The following is a 14,156-nucleotide window of genomic DNA, read 5'->3' as shown; positions in this document are numbered from 1 at the left end:
GTTTGTTGGATTAATGTTTGGAGCGCTCTGCCAGTAGCGCTTCAATTTCATGAACCTCTTTGGGGACGTCGCTTGAGGTGAGTTCGTTGCCCGTTTCGGTTAGGATAACGTCGTCTTCGATGCGAATGCCAATGCCTCTCCATTGTTCGGCGACGCTGGTGTCGTTGGCTTGAATGTAAAGCCCAGGTTCGATGGTGATGACCATGCCAGCTTGATATTGGCGTGATTGTCCATGGGGTTTGTATACGCCAACATCGTGTACATCTAGCCCAAGCCAATGCCCTGTGCCGTGCATATAAAATTGTTTGTAGCGCTCGTTGGCGAGCCAGTCGTCCAGTTGTCCGTCGATAATGCCCACATCAAGCATGCCTTGCATGAGTTGGCTGATGGTGTGTTGGTGGAGTTGTTCGTGGGTGATGCCTACGCGTGCGGTGGCGATGGCGGATTTTGCGCATTTAATACCACTTCATAAAGCGCTTGTTGGTCGCGTGTGAATTTGCCGTTAATTGGGAAGGTGCGCGAAATATCGCCTGCATATCCTGAAAATTCTGCGCCTGCATCAACCATGAGCAAATCCCCGTTGCGCAGTTGGGCGTTGTTAGCGCGATAGTGTAAGCAACAGGCATTTTCACCGCCAGCGATGATGCTGGGGAAAGACCAATCACAGCCATGTTCACGGAAGGTAGCTTCTAGGGCGGCTTGCACTTGGTATTCATAACGATTGGGGGCGGTGGCTAGCATAGCGGCGCGATGCCCTTGGGCGCTGATTTGTCCTGCATGATGTAGTAATGCTTGCTCTTCGGCACTTTTTTATCAGGCGCATATTGTCTAGGAGTTGGCGCAAGTCAAATAATCCTTCAAGTTCACTGCCACCGCGTCCAAATTGACGGTGAATTTGTCTGAGTAGGGCGCTGATGCGCTCATCTTGTGTTTGCTCTATGCCTAAAACGGTATAGAGGCGGTTGCTGGTGCTAAGCAGTTGGGGCAGTTGTTCAAGTTGCTCTAGTGGATAGCTTTCATCGGCGCCATAGTCGATTTTAGCGCTTTGTTGTCCGATGATTTTACCTTCCCAAATTTCAAGCTCGGGGTTTTGTTTGGCGCTAAATAAAATATAACGCGTTTGCTCGTTTTCTTTGACAAGGACGGCAACAGTTTTAGGCTCAGGAAAACCCGTGAGATACCAAAAATAGCTGTCTTGACGGAAGGGATAATAGACGTCGTTATTGCGTCGGACTTCATCGGGGGCAAATAAGATGGCGGCGCTGTTGGCGGGTAATTGTGCCAAAAGCGCTTGGCGACGTTGGGCAAAAATGGCTTGTTCTAGTGGTTTCATAAGTACTCCTTATTTAAAAATTGGGTGTGTGTGTAACGGCGAAAGGTGATGGCATGGGCGTGGCGCTCGTCTTTTTGAACGTGCTGTTCTTGCTGTAAGTGCCAAATGTTTTGGTCAATGATGGGGAAATAGCTGTCCCCTTCTATGGTGGCATTAACCCAACTAATGAGCAGTTCTTCAATATGAAGCGCCTTTGCATGTGCCATAGCATAGGCATAAAGCTGTGCACCCCCAATAATAAACGCTTTGCGGTGATGCTGGTCGGCATAATGCAAAGCGCTTTCTAATTGCGTAAACACTTGCGCGCCTTCAAGGCTTAAATTGGCATCCTGACTCAGGACAAGATGCTCACGATTGGGCAAGAGTTTAGGCAGAGAGTGAAAGGTGTTGCGTCCCATGATAATGGCGTGGTGGCTTGTGGTTTGTTTGAAGAATTTAAAATCTTCTGGCAAATGCCATGGGAGGGCGTTGTTTTTGCCTATAACGCGATTGGTGCTTTGTGCTGCGATAATGATGCGTTTTGCCATGCGATTTCCTAGGTAAATTAATGGCGAAAATGGCGCATGCCTGTAAAAATCATGGCGATATCGTGCTCATTGGCTGCCGCGATAACTTCTTCATCTCGCATAGAGCCCCCAGGTTGAATGATGGCGCGCACGCCTGCTTGAGCTGCGGTATCAATCCCATCGCGGAAGGGGAAAAAGGCATCACTGGCTAATGCGCTGGCGTTTAGGGGGAGTTGGGCTTCTTGCGCTTTGAGTGTGGCGATTTGTGCGGCATAAACACGGCTGGTTTGTCCTGCGCCAATGCCAATGGTTGCCCCGTTTTTGGCAAGAACAATGGCGTTGGATTTAACAGATTTGACCATTTGCCAAGCAAATAGTAAGTCGTTGAGTTCGTCATTTGTAGGCTCACGCTTACTCACCACGTTTAGGTCTTCATGTTTGATTTGTCCGCTATCCCAGTTTTGCACTAACACCCCCCCGCGAATGCTAGTGATTTGCCAGTGGCGCTCAATGTGTCCGTCGTTTTGGGTTTGCAGAACGCGGATATTGGGTTTTTCAGCAAAAATGGCGAGTGCTTCTTTGGCATAGGCAGGCGCAAGCACAACCTCGACAAATTGACGGCTTAAGATTTCGCGCGCCACTTCTGGCGTTACAGCGCGATTAAAAGCAACAATGCCCCCAAAAGCAGAGACGGGGTCGCAACGATGGGCGTAATCATAAGCTTGTAAGACATTTTCTCCTATTGCCCCACCGCAGGGATTGGCATGTTTAACAATCACACAAGCTGGGTCTTGTTGAAAGCGAATAACGGCGCTTAATGCTGCATCGGCGTCGGCATAGTTATTATAAGAAAGCGCTTTGCCCTGATGTTGAATGATATTGGCAAGGCTTGCGCCAATAGGTTTGGGGTGTTTATAAAAAGCGGCTTTTTGGTGAGGATTTTCGCCATAACGCAAGACTTCGCTAAGCTCAAGACCAAGATTGAGCTGCTCGGGGAAATCCTTTAGCGTGTCTTGTTCAAAGGTGCGCGCTAGATATTGGCTAATGCTAGCATCATAGCCAGCGGTGTATTCAAAAGCTTTGCAAGCAAGGTATTGGCGCAATTTAAGGTCAACGCTTTGATGTTCGATGGCATGAATCACTTCTGGGTAGTCGTTGGGATTGACTATGACTGCGACGCTTTGATAATTTTTTGCAGCAGCACGAACCATCGTTGGCCCGCCGATATCGATTTGTTCAATCGCCTCAGCAATGCTGACATCTTCTTTGGCAATAGTTTGGCGGAAGGGATATAAATTCACAATCACTAAATCAATGGGTTGAATGTCGTGTTGAGTGAGCGCGTCCTCATCTATGCCCCGACGTGCAAGAATGCCACCATGAATTTTGGGGTGTAGGGTTTTCAGTCGTCCGTCCATAAGTTCTGGAAAGTCGGTATATTGCGCAACATCGATGACTTCAATCCCATTGTCGCGTAGGGTTTTTGCTGTGCCGCCAGTAGAGAGAATGTCCACACCTTGAGCGCGTAGGCGCTTGGCAAATTCAATCAATCCTGTTTTATCGGCAACACTAATTAAAGCGCGTTTGGGGGAAATATTGTGCTGGGGCATGGTTTTCTCCTTAATAATAGTTTGGTTTCATGTCAGTCAATATAAATTAGTGGGATATGTTTGTTTGCTTGTGCAAGGTTTTTGCTAGAATGCGCGGATTATACCTTATCACAATGGATTAAAAGCCGTGCAACGGTATTATTTATATTTATCTCTTTTGTTTTTAGTGGAGCTTGGAATGCGCCTGTTTGGGCGTTAGAGCATTGCGTGGTTGACCCACTGTTGCCTTATACCCACCTAGGCGGTCAATCAGGGGATACACAAGTTTCTATTTCTGCAGATTTTTCTAGCGCAGATTTTGAGCAGGCAGATTTTTCAGGTTCGGTGAAATTGCATCAAGCGATAAACATTTATTTGCGCCAATGTTGCGCTATCAAAATGCACTAGCGCAGGTGATGATTGAAGAGGGAGGATTATTTGCCTCGCCTAAGCTGGTCGTACAAGGGCGCGAAGGACGCTATGATTTATCCGCACAAACCATTGATTTTAAACAAGCTGATTATTTAATGCGCACCAAAACCCACACAGTCATCGGGTCAGCGCAAAATGTGCATTTTGACCAAAAACAGCAAAACAGTAGCTTTGAACAACTAACTTGGACAACTTGCGCTCGCCAATCGCCCGCCTGGCATTTACAAGCCCAACAACTTACCCTTGACCAACAAACCCAACGCGGGGTGGCGCGCAATATCACTTTTAATATTAAAAATATCCCCGTTTTGTATTTACCTTATTTTTCTTTTCCCACCACAGAGGCGCGCCAAAGTGGATTTTTAACGCCAATGCTACACTCTAGCGAAAAACGCGGATTGGATTTAACCTTGCCGTATTATTGGAATATCGCGCCCAATCAAGATGCGACTTTTTCCCTGCGTCCGATGAGTAAACGCGGCATTATGCTGGAGGGGGAATATCGTTATTTAGGCGCTAGGCAAAGCGCAACGCTTAACGGCATGTGGATAGATAAAGATAATAAATCTCTACAAAGTCCAAGGTGGTCGTTTAAATTTGACCATCGCGCGCAATTAAATCAGCAGTGGCGGAGTGAGCTTTTATTGCAAGATGTTTCAGATAGTCATTTTGTAGAAGATTATGATTATCGCCCAAATGTGTATAACCAATGGTATTTAGAGCGCTATGCGCGCCTTATTGGCGAGGGGCGCTATGGCACACTCATTATTCAGGGGCAAGATTATCAGCGCATTAGTCCCAAAGTGAGCGCCAGTAGTACGCCCTATCGGCGCCTACCGCAAGTGCTGTATCACTACGCAAAAGAGCATCAACCTTTTCATTATGCGCTAAATGCCGAAGCGATACGCTTTGAAGCGCCTAACAAAGGCAGCGCCAATCGTTTTGATGTGCAGGGAGAGGTGGGGTATCGCCTAAACCGTAGTTATGGCTATTTTGAACCAAAATTGCGCCTAAAAGCCACGCATTATGATTTATCTAATTTTAATGCCACACACGCTAAACCTCAGCAAACCCGCCTATTGCCAACGCTTAGCCTAGATGGCGGACTAACTTTAGAAAGACCTTTGCAATGGGGCGGAGCGCATTTCACCCAAACCATCGAACCAAGATTATTTTATCTCTATACGCCTTATCGCAACCAAGATGATTTGCCATTGTTTGATACAGGTTTAGCAAGTCGTTCATGGCAATGGTTATTTGCGCCCAACCGCTTTATTGGTGGCGATAGAATCGGGGATGCCAACCAGCTCACCACCGTGCTCACCACCCGCCTGTATAAGGATGAAGATGGGCAGGAGAAATTTCGTCTTTCGCTTGGGCAAATCCAATATTTTGCCGACCGCAAAGTAAATCTAACCGCCTCTGCAGCGCATACCGAAGGGAAATCAGTGATTGTGGGGGAGGGGTTTTATCAAATTGACCGCCATTGGGATATTTATGCGCTGTCATTTTGGGATACTGCTAAAGGTGAAAATCAACGCGATGTGATTGATTTGCGCTATAAACTAGAAGACGACCGCTTTATTAGCCTTGGACATCATTATTATCGCAACCGCTACAATCAATTGAGTTTATCAGGCGTGTGGCGCATCAATCCGCAGTGGCGTGTGTTTGCGCGACAAGATTATTCCAAAACCTTTGACCGCTCACTCAATAGCTTATTGGGCGTGGAGTATAACGATTGTTGCTGGGCATGGCGTTTGGTTGGCAAGCATTATCGCGACACCCCGCAAAGCGCTAAAGCGAATAATGCCGTATACTTAGAATTTGTATTCAAAGGCTTAGGGAATATGGGCAATCGTTCTGCTGCACTTCTAAGCCAAGAAATTCAAGGATTTAAACCTTTAAAAGAGGAGTAATAATGTTTCAAAATTCTTTTGCGCGCACCGTTTGTTTAACTTTAAGCGTAGCGCTTTTAACGCCTTTAAACCCATACGCGCAAACAGTGGTGAACTCCCCTTCAAGCGCGCTTGAATTTGGGCAAAAATACGCCTCTAACTATCAATTGTTAGATGAAATTGCCTTGGTGATTAATGATGAGGTGATTAGTTATCAGCAATTACAACAAGAACTAGCGCGCGAACGGGCGCAGTTTGGCGATATGGAAGGGATTTCAACACAGATGCTGCAAACGCAATTATTAGAGCGCGTGATTATGCAACATTTGCTAGCGCAAATTCAGCAAAAAGTAGGCATTCAAGCCAGCGAGCAAGACATTGAAGCGGCTTTAATGCAAGTGGCAGGACAAAATGGCTTAAGCGTGGATGAGTTGTTGGGCAAGGTTCAACAAGAAACAGGATTGGATGAGCGCGCTTTTCGCGCGCAAATGGCGCATGAGGTGATATTACAACAATTGCGTCAAGGCTTGGTGGGGCAAAATGTGCGCATTAGTGAAGCACAAATTGACCAGCAGTTAGCACAAATCGCGCGCGCGCAGGGGTTACGTTTACAGGTGCAGGATTTATTAGTGCCTGTCCCAGCAGGAGGCGTTAAAGAGCGCGGGGAGGCGGTTAAGCAGATTCTAAGCACGATAGCCAATGCTCATCAGGCAGGACAATCATTAGCGCAAATTGCCAGTCAAATTAATGGTGCGACCTTTAATGATTTGGGCGAGGTGAGCATGGCGCAAATCCCTACCCGCTTTGCAAACGCCATCGCCAATCTCCCAGCAGGCGAAATTGTAGAATCGCCGATTACCGATCGGGATGGCATGCATTTTCTAAAAGTGGTGAGCAAACAAGGTGAGGGCGGTGCGTATCAATTGCCTGAGGCGAATGTGGCGCATATTTTGTTGCGCGTAGACAATGAAACGCAGGCAAACAGTCAAAAACAACGCGCGGACGCGCTTTATCAACAATTATTAGCTGGCGCGGATTTTTCTGTATTAGCGCAAACCTATTCTGATGACCGCGTTTCTGCTTCTCAGGGGGGGCAATTGGGTTGGATTGGCGCAGATGAAGTAGTGCCTGCTTTTGCTGAGGCGATGATGCAGGCAATCCCTAATCAATATACCGCGCCCGTGCGCACGCCTTATGGTTGGCATATTCTAAAAGTGCTAGACCAACGCATTGTTGATCGCAGTGAAGAAGTATTGCGCGCGCAAATTCGCCAAAGTTTATTGGAAAAACAATTGGAAGAAGTTTGGCAACAACGTTTACTTGAATTGCGTCAGCAAGCCTATGTTGATATTCGCTTATAAGGAATAAGCACCATGCAAACTCCAGTCAAAGCGGATAAAAGTTTAGGACAACATTTTTTAATCGATGAACAGGTCATTTCGCAATTGGTTTGTGCGATTGCGCCTAAAGAAGGGCAACATTTAGTAGAAATCGGAGCTGGTTTGGGAGCGCTGACTGTGCCTGTGTTGCAACAAGCTAAGCGCCTAACAGCCATTGAATTTGACCGCCGCGTGATGAGCGCGCTAAAAGCAGCGACCGCTATTCATGGCAAGTTGGAAATTATTGAAGCAGATGTGTTGCGCGTGGATTTATCCGCCTTAGCTAAAGAAGCGCCTTTGCGCTTGATTGGTAATTTGCCTTATAACCTCTCCTCACCCATTTTATTTCACTGTCTGGCGCATCGGCATCAGATTAAAGACATGCATTTTATGCTACAAAAAGAAGTGGTGGCGCGGATTGTGGCGCAGGCAGGCAGTAAGGCATACGGACGTTTGAGCATTATGGTGCAATATTATTGTGAGGCAGAGTCGCTATTTGAGATTGCGCCAGAAGCATTTAATCCACCGCCAAAAGTGGATTCCGCTGTGGTGCGATTGCTTGTACGGACAACGCCTGCTTGGGAGGTAGAAGAGTTTGCGGTGTTTGAGCGCTTGGTGCGAGAGGCTTTTAGTCAACGGCGAAAAATGGTGCGTAAATCATTGCGCCCTTATTTTAGCGAGGCGCAGTTGGCGGATTTATCCATTGAACCAACCGCACGACCTGAAACATTAGGCGGTGAGGATTTTGCACGCATGGCAAACGCGTTAAGTGCTAGGGTAGCGCCCTAATAGCGCCATGAAAATAAGGGCTAACGGCGTTTTTTCGTGGGGTGTTTTTTCTGGCGGGAAATTAGATTAGATTAGATTAGATTAGATTAGATTAGATTAGATTAGATTAGATTAGATTAGAGATTAGAGATTAGAGATTAGAGATTAGAGATTAGAGATTAGAGATTAGAGATTAGAGATTAGAGATTAGAGATTAGAGATTAGAGATTAGAGATTAGAGATTAGAGATTGTGTGGCGTTATAAAATAAAAGCGGTGAGTTTGGACATCACCGCTTTTTACTTGTTTGATGGCGCTGTTTAGGCGTTTTTCTTCAGCGCGCATTTGCGCGTAGCGTTCTTCATATTCTTTGATAATGTCGCGATCAATACGGCGACGTACTGAATGATAGCCGACAATATTATCATCTTTATCGCGAATAGTGGTTACAGTGGCTTTGACCCAATAGTAACCACCGTCTTTGCGTAGGTTTTTTACTATGCCAATCCAAGTCCCGCCTGTTTGGATGGTTGTCCAAAGATCTGCAAAAGCAGCTTTAGGCATATGTGGATGACGCATAAAAAAATGTGGTTGTCCGATAATTTCTTCTTTGGTGTAGCCGCTGGCATCGACAAAGTCTGCATTGGCATGCGTAATGAAACCGTCTAAATCGGTGCGCGAAACAATCATCATGTTGTGTGGGACGATGTATTGCGAGTCCGTAAAGAAGACCTCGCGTGAAGAGTCATCATGGTATTCCATAAAGGCGGTTTCAATAGAAGAGATAGAAGTGTGGGAAGGAGGTTTTTCCATTTTTGGAAGTTCGTATTTCATGATAATTTTCCATAAAAGATTGTAAAAAAAATTATCAATTGAAGGTATCAATTATACCATAAAATATTGTTTTTGGCTAATTTTTCAATTGTTAAATTTAATTACAAATCTCTTAATGTCTATTATTATTAATTAAGGCTTTGCCAAGACACCATGGGCTAAAAAGCGGTGTGTAGCGTTTTTCAATGCCTGAAGGGGTAATACGGTCGATTGGGGCAGCCTGTTGCATTTTAGGTTTTAATGGCGCTTATGAAATCAGTCGTCCAATGGTTTGCCAGCGTAGTCGTCAGCAGCGCGAATGGCAATCAGTGAAATAATGCCAGTGAAAATGATGTACATGGCAATCGGTATATAAGAACCATTAAAGGATTTGAGTAGAGCCGCCATCAGCAGTATTACCGACCAACTATAACCCTCAATACCGAGGGGCATAAAGAGCTTATTGGACTTTACTGCTCTGAAAGTGAGGGCGCCAATTATTGGCTGTCTGTGCTGATGGATTTACACAATCATGGCGTAGAAGATATTCTTATTGTCTGCTATGATGCAGTTGTCTATCCATTTCCCCGGGCGCTTAGATAAGGTGATGAGCCTTTGATTGAACTGACACAGATTTCTGAACGCCCTCGTTGTGGATGGCGGACATTTCTATCTTTCAGCGCCCAATACGCAATTGCCCAATCTCCTCCACCAACTTGCCGAATCTCTCACAGCTGAACAGGATATATCATGTTGAAATTAAAACATACGCCATTATGGCAGCTACTGTCTCCGATTAAATATCGCATGAGTGTTGCCGCTTTATTACAAATACTAGCGAGCTTATGCTCCTTAATTCCCTACGCCGCTTTACTCGCCTTAAGTCAGGCTTTATTTAGCGGTGAAAAACAAGCGGCTTTACAAGCATTATTTTACTTTGTGATGGGTTTAGGATTGCATTCAGGTCTCGGTGCAATTGCCCTATGGCTGACTCATATTGCCGACCACCGCTTGCAAGCCCTGCTTCGCAGCAAGCTGATCAGCAAACTAGCAAAGCTGCCGCTTTCTTGGTTTAGCCATCACGCTTCAGGCGAAATCAGACAACTCATACAAGAAGACGTTGAGTCCCTGCATCAACTGGTTGCCCATACCTTTGTCGAAATGTTAGCCGCCACACTCACACCGCTGATGGGGATTGGCTTTTGTTTTTATCTTGACTGGAAACTAGGCATTGCCGCCACCGCTCCACTACTGCTGTACCTTATCCTATTTAGCCTCTGCGCACGTTATGATATGCGCGGCATCATGGAAGAGATAAACCGCCATTTACAAAAAGTCAGCGCCACGATTACAGAATACGTCAATGGCGTTGCCGTGCTGAAAATCTTTGCTAAAAGCGAGATGGGCTATAGCCGCTTTGACGAAGCCAGTAGTGATTTTTATCAACGCTTCAGCACACTGGTGCAACCAGCCATGCGCGCGCAAGGCATTGCTCTATGTGCCTTATCTGCCCCTGTTATCATTATCATCATGAGTGCCACCGCTTTTCTCCCCCAAGCGCCTGCACCTGAGCATATCCTGATTGCCACACTCATTGCTCTTTTTGTACCCGGCACGCTCATGACGCTTGCACTTTCCTCGCAAGTACGTGCTGCCGCTCAAGGAGCAGCGCAGCGCATTTATGCTTTTTTGCAACAAGCAGAATTGACAAATGCCAAGACCATCGTGCCGCTCTCTGCCATTCCTCATCTGCGCGTAAGCAATCTTTCTTTTGGCTATGCAGAGCATCGTATTTTGGAACACATCAATGCCGATTTTCCACCCAAGACCCATAGCGCCATTGTGGGCAGCTCTGGTGCTGGCAAATCCACCCTTGCCGCCCTACTCGCACGTTTTCAAGATATTGAAGCAGGCAGTATTAGCCTTGATGGGCAGGAACTGCGCCACATTCCATTGAGCCAGCTTCAGGAAACCATCGGCATATTGGGACAACAAGCACCGCTCTTACATGCCAGTATCGCCGACAACATCAGGCTTGGTAAAAGTGCTAGCGAAGAGCAACTCATCGCCGCTGCCAAACGTGCCTGCATTCATGAGCGAATCATGCAATTAGAAAAAGGCTACGACAGCATGATTGGCACAGAAGCCAGACTATCTGGTGGCGAAATTCAACGTATTCATTTGGCTAGCTGATATTACACGCCCCACCCATTATCATCTTTGATGAAGCCACCGCTGCGACCGACCCACTCACGCAGCAAATGCTTAGTCAAGCCATTGAGGAATTGACACAGCAACACAGCATCATCAGCATCAGCCACCGTCTAGCCAGTATTGCTCATGCCGACCAAATTTTGGTGATGGACAAAGGCAGGATTGTTGAACAAGGTAAGCACAGCGAACTGCTTGCCAAAAAAGGACTTTACTATCAACTTTGGCATAGCCAACACACTTCGGAGCAAGTATGATTCAAGCACTTTTCCGTCTTGCCGCTTTTGGAGAGCGCCAACAATTTCGCCAATTTCTTCTCCTTGCCATTAGCACAGGCATCGTGCGAGGCATTGCCGTTATCCTGCTGTTACCACTCATGCAACACCTGCTACAAAGAGAGTATCAAGCCTTTTTATACTGGCTGCTGGCAATGATGATTGCCGCTGGAATCAGTGCCTATTTAGAAGCGGTGGCGACCATGCGTGGATTTGACGAAGCCATGAAACTCATTCATCTCATGCACAAGCAATTAGGGCGACATCTCATTCGCCTGCCAATTGGCTGGTTCGCCCCAGAAAAAAGTGCCTTTGCTGCACATATTGCCGTACGTGGTACTCTGCTCGTTGCGCAAAGCGCGATGGATATTCTGCTGCCGCTTATCATCAACATCTGCGTACCGCTGAGCGTAGCGGTCATTATGCTCTTTATTGATTGGCGCTTAGGACTGATCTTAATCCTTTCTACACCACTGATTTATGCGCTAACACATTATTCCACGCTGCGCCATGAACGCGCCGAACAAAACATTCACCATGCACATCAACAAAGCGGTGAAGCCATCTTGGAATATATTCAATGCCAAAGCCTGCTGCGCAGTAGCCATTATCACAGCGGTGATTATCCACCGCTCATTCAAGCCTTAAACGCTCAGCATCAAGCCCAACACAAAGCCTTATTTGCCTCTTTATGGGGAATGCTCAGCCAAAGCATCTTGGTGCAAACCTTGCTTGCCATCGTGGTCAGCAGCGCCTTACTCTTTGCCTTAAATGGCAGCTTAACTCCTGCCAAAACGCTTGCCTTGATTGGATTATGCGCACTCTTTAGCGGACCGCTCAAATTATTATCTGAATATGGTGCAGGGCTGAAACGCACAAAAGCAGTGCTACTAGACATCGTCAATCTGTTAAATACGCCAAGCCTGCCAGAAGCCGAAAATCCTGAGCCAGCACCCAATCGTCATGACATCACATTGAGCAATGTGAGCTTTGGCTATCATAGCCATGCGCCTATCTTGCAAGGACTCAATCTACATATTCCCAGCGGTCAAATCACCGCTCTTGTCGGCGCATCAGGCTGTGGCAAAAGCACCATCATTCAACTTATCGCGCGATTTTGGGATATTGATAGCGGCAGCATCTCTATTGGCGGACACGACATTCGCCAACTCAGTCATCAAGAGTTGATGCAGCAATTTTCCCTCGTATTTCAACAGGTTTATCTCTTTGATGATAGCCTAGAAGCCAATATCCGATTAGGCAATCCTCATGCCAGTGAAGCCGATTTGCACACCGCCATCACGCTCTCTGGCGTTGATGAAATCATTGCCAGACTGCCTGAGGGCTTAAACAGCCGCGTTGGCGAAGGGGGCAGTGCTTTATCAGGCGGCGAACGTCAGCGTGTATCCATTGCTCGCGCCCTGCTCAAACGTGCGCCAATTGTCTTATTTGATGAAGCCACCGCTGCTCTTGATGGCAAAAGTGCGCAGATTGTTAGCGCGGCAATAGAAGAATTGGCAAAAAATGCCACCGTTGTCGTCATCGCTCATCAACTCAACACCATTCTCTCAGCCCATCAAATTGCCTTTATTGCACAGGGAAAAGTCTGCGAATGCGGCGACCATCACAGCTTAGTCGCACAAAATGGCCGCTATGCCCAATTCTGGCAAGCCCATTTATCTCCCAATGCACAAGTCCAACATAATCAAAAGGAAAGACCATGAACTCAGCCAAATCCTATATTCAACTCGGCATTTTTAGCGTCATTTATTTTTTCTTATACTTCTCTATCACCGCTTTTGCTGCCATTAGTCCAATTTTGATTGTGCCGCTTGCCCCGATAGCGGTCATTATCGCTGCCATTCCCTTTATGCTGTTTATTCGCCGCATTCATCAATTTGGGCTCATCACACTCATGGCATTGTTACTTGCACTCACCGCTGTATTGCTCGGTGATTATCCGCTCACGCTATTGAGCGCCTTAATCGCTGGCAGCATTGCCGACAGCATCGCGTTGCTTGCTCGCCGCCGAAAACAAGCCACACTCAATTATCTTGCCTATAGCATCTTTGCCCTATGGCAAAGCGGTGCCTTTCTGCCTTTTCTCTTTTTGCGCCAATCGATTATCAAAGATATTGAACAACGTTTTGGCGCAGAATATGCAAACAACATCGCCGCTATCTTTCAGCCGCTCACCATTGTTAGCATGCTGTGTTTGGTGCTCATCGCCGGCTTTATTGGCGCAATCATTGCCAATAAACTGATTAACAAACATTTTGCAAGAGCAGGTCATGCCTAAACGCGCTATCCGCTCACCATTTGATGTGCGCAGTCATTTATTTGCGCTTATCAGCATCAATCTTGCAGTGCTATCCAATGACAACCCCACATTTCTCTTTGTGATTTTTGGGCAAATCATTATCTTATTCTTGCTCTGTCGCGCTTGGAAAGAAGCGGTAAATGTAAGCATCTGCGCCATCATCTTAGCCCTGCTATACCGCTTACTCAGCTTTCTTCCTAGCGGCAACTGGCATAGCGCACTTTACACCAGCCTACGCCTTAGCGCCCCTTTTCTCTGCGCCAGCTGCATGGGCTACTACTTCATCAAAGTCAGCCCCGCCAATTTACTACTTGCAGGGCTACACTGCTTACATTGCCCACGCGCCCTCACCACCGCTCTTGCGGTGATGCTTCGCCTCCTACCCACACTCAGCGACAATGCACGCGCCATTAGAGAAGCCATGCGCATACGCGGTCTCAGCTTTAGACAGGCTATCTTTCAACCGCTCAATATGTTGGAATATTTTCTAATCCCGCTGATTAGTGCCACCATTGTTTCAGGCGAAGCGCTCACCGCTGCGGCACTCAGTCGCGGACTGGGCAGCCACATCGTCCAACCAGCATTTATCCTTTGACATTCACATGGAAAGACTGGCTACTTTGTCTAAGCTGC

General features: G+C 46.8%; 14 protein-coding genes and 2 pseudogenes. 10 read left to right on the top strand and 6 right to left on the bottom strand.

The annotated features are described in order from the left end of the window. Window positions 1-10 precede the first annotated feature (10 nt). From A5N84_RS11995 to purH, 4 genes and pseudogenes are all read right to left on the bottom strand, one after another. A pseudogene (locus A5N84_RS11995) lies at window positions 11-741 on the bottom strand (M24B family metallopeptidase). Then, window positions 713-1,333, bottom strand: coding sequence for an aminopeptidase P N-terminal domain-containing protein (locus tag A5N84_RS09600; RefSeq protein ID WP_078055641.1), 621 nt, complete (start codon window positions 1,331-1,333; stop codon window positions 713-715). The pseudogene A5N84_RS11995 and the gene A5N84_RS09600 overlap by 29 nt, the downstream one beginning before the upstream one ends. Continuing rightward, a complete protein-coding gene (locus tag A5N84_RS06970; protein ID WP_072281798.1) occupies window positions 1,330-1,860 on the bottom strand; it encodes a dihydrofolate reductase in 531 nt (176 codons plus the stop codon). Before A5N84_RS06970 ends, A5N84_RS09600 begins: the two co-directional genes overlap by 4 nt. A 17-nt stretch (window positions 1,861-1,877) precedes the next feature. Continuing rightward, a complete protein-coding gene (purH, locus tag A5N84_RS06965; protein ID WP_072281797.1) occupies window positions 1,878-3,449 on the bottom strand; it encodes a bifunctional phosphoribosylaminoimidazolecarboxamide formyltransferase/IMP cyclohydrolase in 1,572 nt (523 codons plus the stop codon). Between the two features lie 81 nt (window positions 3,450-3,530). On the opposite strand from purH, the gene A5N84_RS06960 reads away from it, so the two are divergent. Genes A5N84_RS06960 through rsmA form a run of 4 tightly spaced genes read left to right on the top strand, consistent with a single transcriptional unit; the run spans window position 3,531 to window position 7,926 of the window. Continuing rightward, window positions 3,531-3,836: a hypothetical protein gene (locus A5N84_RS06960; protein ID WP_143324871.1), complete on the top strand. Its 306-nt coding sequence runs from the start codon at window positions 3,531-3,533 to the stop codon at window positions 3,834-3,836. Beyond that, on the top strand, window positions 3,812-5,779 hold the full coding sequence (locus A5N84_RS06955; protein ID WP_072281795.1) for an LPS-assembly protein LptD: 1,968 nt from the start codon (window positions 3,812-3,814) through the stop codon (window positions 5,777-5,779). Before A5N84_RS06960 ends, A5N84_RS06955 begins: the two co-directional genes overlap by 25 nt. Window positions 5,780-5,781: 2 nt before the next feature. Further along, window positions 5,782-7,119, top strand: coding sequence for a peptidylprolyl isomerase (locus A5N84_RS06950; protein ID WP_078055640.1), 1,338 nt, complete (start codon window positions 5,782-5,784; stop codon window positions 7,117-7,119). A 12-nt stretch (window positions 7,120-7,131) separates the two neighbouring features. Further along, entirely contained in the window at window positions 7,132-7,926 is a 795-nt protein-coding gene (gene rsmA / locus A5N84_RS06945) for a 16S rRNA (adenine(1518)-N(6)/adenine(1519)-N(6))-dimethyltransferase RsmA (protein WP_072281794.1), read from the top strand. Between the two features lie 221 nt (window positions 7,927-8,147). Here rsmA and A5N84_RS06940 read toward each other — a convergent pair whose 3' ends face one another. Together A5N84_RS06940 and A5N84_RS10295 are read right to left on the bottom strand one after the other, a co-directional pair. Continuing rightward, window positions 8,148-8,738, bottom strand: a complete 591-nt coding sequence (locus A5N84_RS06940) for a PAS domain-containing protein (protein WP_072281793.1) — start codon at window positions 8,736-8,738, stop codon at window positions 8,148-8,150. 255 nt (window positions 8,739-8,993) lie between these two features. Continuing rightward, a complete protein-coding gene (locus A5N84_RS10295; RefSeq protein WP_158008673.1) occupies window positions 8,994-9,170 on the bottom strand; it encodes a hypothetical protein in 177 nt (58 codons plus the stop codon). Here A5N84_RS10295 and A5N84_RS10020 point away from each other — a divergent pair. The 6 genes and pseudogenes from A5N84_RS10020 to A5N84_RS06910 all read left to right on the top strand — a co-directional run. Then, a pseudogene (locus A5N84_RS10020) lies at window positions 9,153-9,314 on the top strand (transposase); the annotation flags it as partial. The gene A5N84_RS10295 and the pseudogene A5N84_RS10020 overlap by 18 nt on opposite strands. A 153-nt stretch (window positions 9,315-9,467) precedes the next feature. After that, a complete protein-coding gene (locus tag A5N84_RS06930) occupies window positions 9,468-10,910 on the top strand; it encodes an ABC transporter ATP-binding protein (RefSeq protein WP_072281792.1) in 1,443 nt (480 codons plus the stop codon). A gap of 68 nt (window positions 10,911-10,978) precedes the next feature. Further along, the gene (locus A5N84_RS06925; RefSeq protein WP_072281791.1) at window positions 10,979-11,185 is read left to right on the top strand and encodes a hypothetical protein; all 207 of its coding nucleotides are present in this window, start codon (window positions 10,979-10,981) and stop codon (window positions 11,183-11,185) included. After that, on the top strand, window positions 11,182-12,927 hold the full coding sequence (locus A5N84_RS06920) for an ABC transporter ATP-binding protein (RefSeq protein ID WP_072281790.1): 1,746 nt from the start codon (window positions 11,182-11,184) through the stop codon (window positions 12,925-12,927). Before A5N84_RS06925 ends, A5N84_RS06920 begins: the two co-directional genes overlap by 4 nt. Next, on the top strand, window positions 12,924-13,502 hold the full coding sequence (locus A5N84_RS06915) for an MptD family putative ECF transporter S component (protein ID WP_072281789.1): 579 nt from the start codon (window positions 12,924-12,926) through the stop codon (window positions 13,500-13,502). Before A5N84_RS06920 ends, A5N84_RS06915 begins: the two co-directional genes overlap by 4 nt. Then, window positions 13,495-14,118 carry an energy-coupling factor transporter transmembrane component T gene (locus A5N84_RS06910; protein ID WP_072281788.1) on the top strand — a complete coding sequence of 208 codons (624 nt, stop codon included), beginning with the start codon at window positions 13,495-13,497 and terminating at the stop codon, window positions 14,116-14,118. The genes A5N84_RS06915 and A5N84_RS06910 overlap by 8 nt, the downstream gene beginning before the upstream one ends. The last annotated feature ends 38 nt before the right edge of the window (window positions 14,119-14,156 follow it).

This window comes from Rappaport israeli (assembly GCF_001888055.1).
GTDB classification, from domain to species: Bacteria; Pseudomonadota; Gammaproteobacteria; order Cardiobacteriales; family Cardiobacteriaceae; genus Rappaport; species Rappaport israeli.
This window is presented reverse-complemented; position numbering and strand designations above follow the sequence as displayed.

What these genes read in the sequence shown, in the direction of transcription:
- A5N84_RS06940 (WP_072281793.1), bottom strand. Translation starts at nt 8,738, where the DNA reads ATGAAATACGAACTTCCAAAAATGGAAAAACCTCCTTCCCACACTTCT.
- A5N84_RS06970 (WP_072281798.1), bottom strand. Translation starts at nt 1,860, where the DNA reads ATGGCAAAACGCATCATTATCGCAGCACAAAGCACCAATCGCGTTATA.
- A5N84_RS09600 (WP_078055641.1), bottom strand. Translation starts at nt 1,333, where the DNA reads ATGAAACCACTAGAACAAGCCATTTTTGCCCAACGTCGCCAAGCGCTT.
- A5N84_RS06950 (WP_078055640.1), top strand. Translation starts at nt 5,782, where the DNA reads ATGTTTCAAAATTCTTTTGCGCGCACCGTTTGTTTAACTTTAAGCGTA.
- A5N84_RS06955 (WP_072281795.1), top strand. Translation starts at nt 3,812, where the DNA reads ATGTTGCGCTATCAAAATGCACTAGCGCAGGTGATGATTGAAGAGGGA.
- purH (WP_072281797.1), bottom strand. Translation starts at nt 3,449, where the DNA reads ATGCCCCAGCACAATATTTCCCCCAAACGCGCTTTAATTAGTGTTGCC.
- rsmA (WP_072281794.1), top strand. Translation starts at nt 7,132, where the DNA reads ATGCAAACTCCAGTCAAAGCGGATAAAAGTTTAGGACAACATTTTTTA.
- A5N84_RS10295 (WP_158008673.1), bottom strand. Translation starts at nt 9,170, where the DNA reads ATGCCCCTCGGTATTGAGGGTTATAGTTGGTCGGTAATACTGCTGATG.
- A5N84_RS06925 (WP_072281791.1), top strand. Translation starts at nt 10,979, where the DNA reads ATGCTTAGTCAAGCCATTGAGGAATTGACACAGCAACACAGCATCATC.
- A5N84_RS06920 (WP_072281790.1), top strand. Translation starts at nt 11,182, where the DNA reads ATGATTCAAGCACTTTTCCGTCTTGCCGCTTTTGGAGAGCGCCAACAA.
- A5N84_RS06915 (WP_072281789.1), top strand. Translation starts at nt 12,924, where the DNA reads ATGAACTCAGCCAAATCCTATATTCAACTCGGCATTTTTAGCGTCATT.
- A5N84_RS06910 (WP_072281788.1), top strand. Translation starts at nt 13,495, where the DNA reads ATGCCTAAACGCGCTATCCGCTCACCATTTGATGTGCGCAGTCATTTA.
- A5N84_RS06930 (WP_072281792.1), top strand. Translation starts at nt 9,468, where the DNA reads ATGTTGAAATTAAAACATACGCCATTATGGCAGCTACTGTCTCCGATT.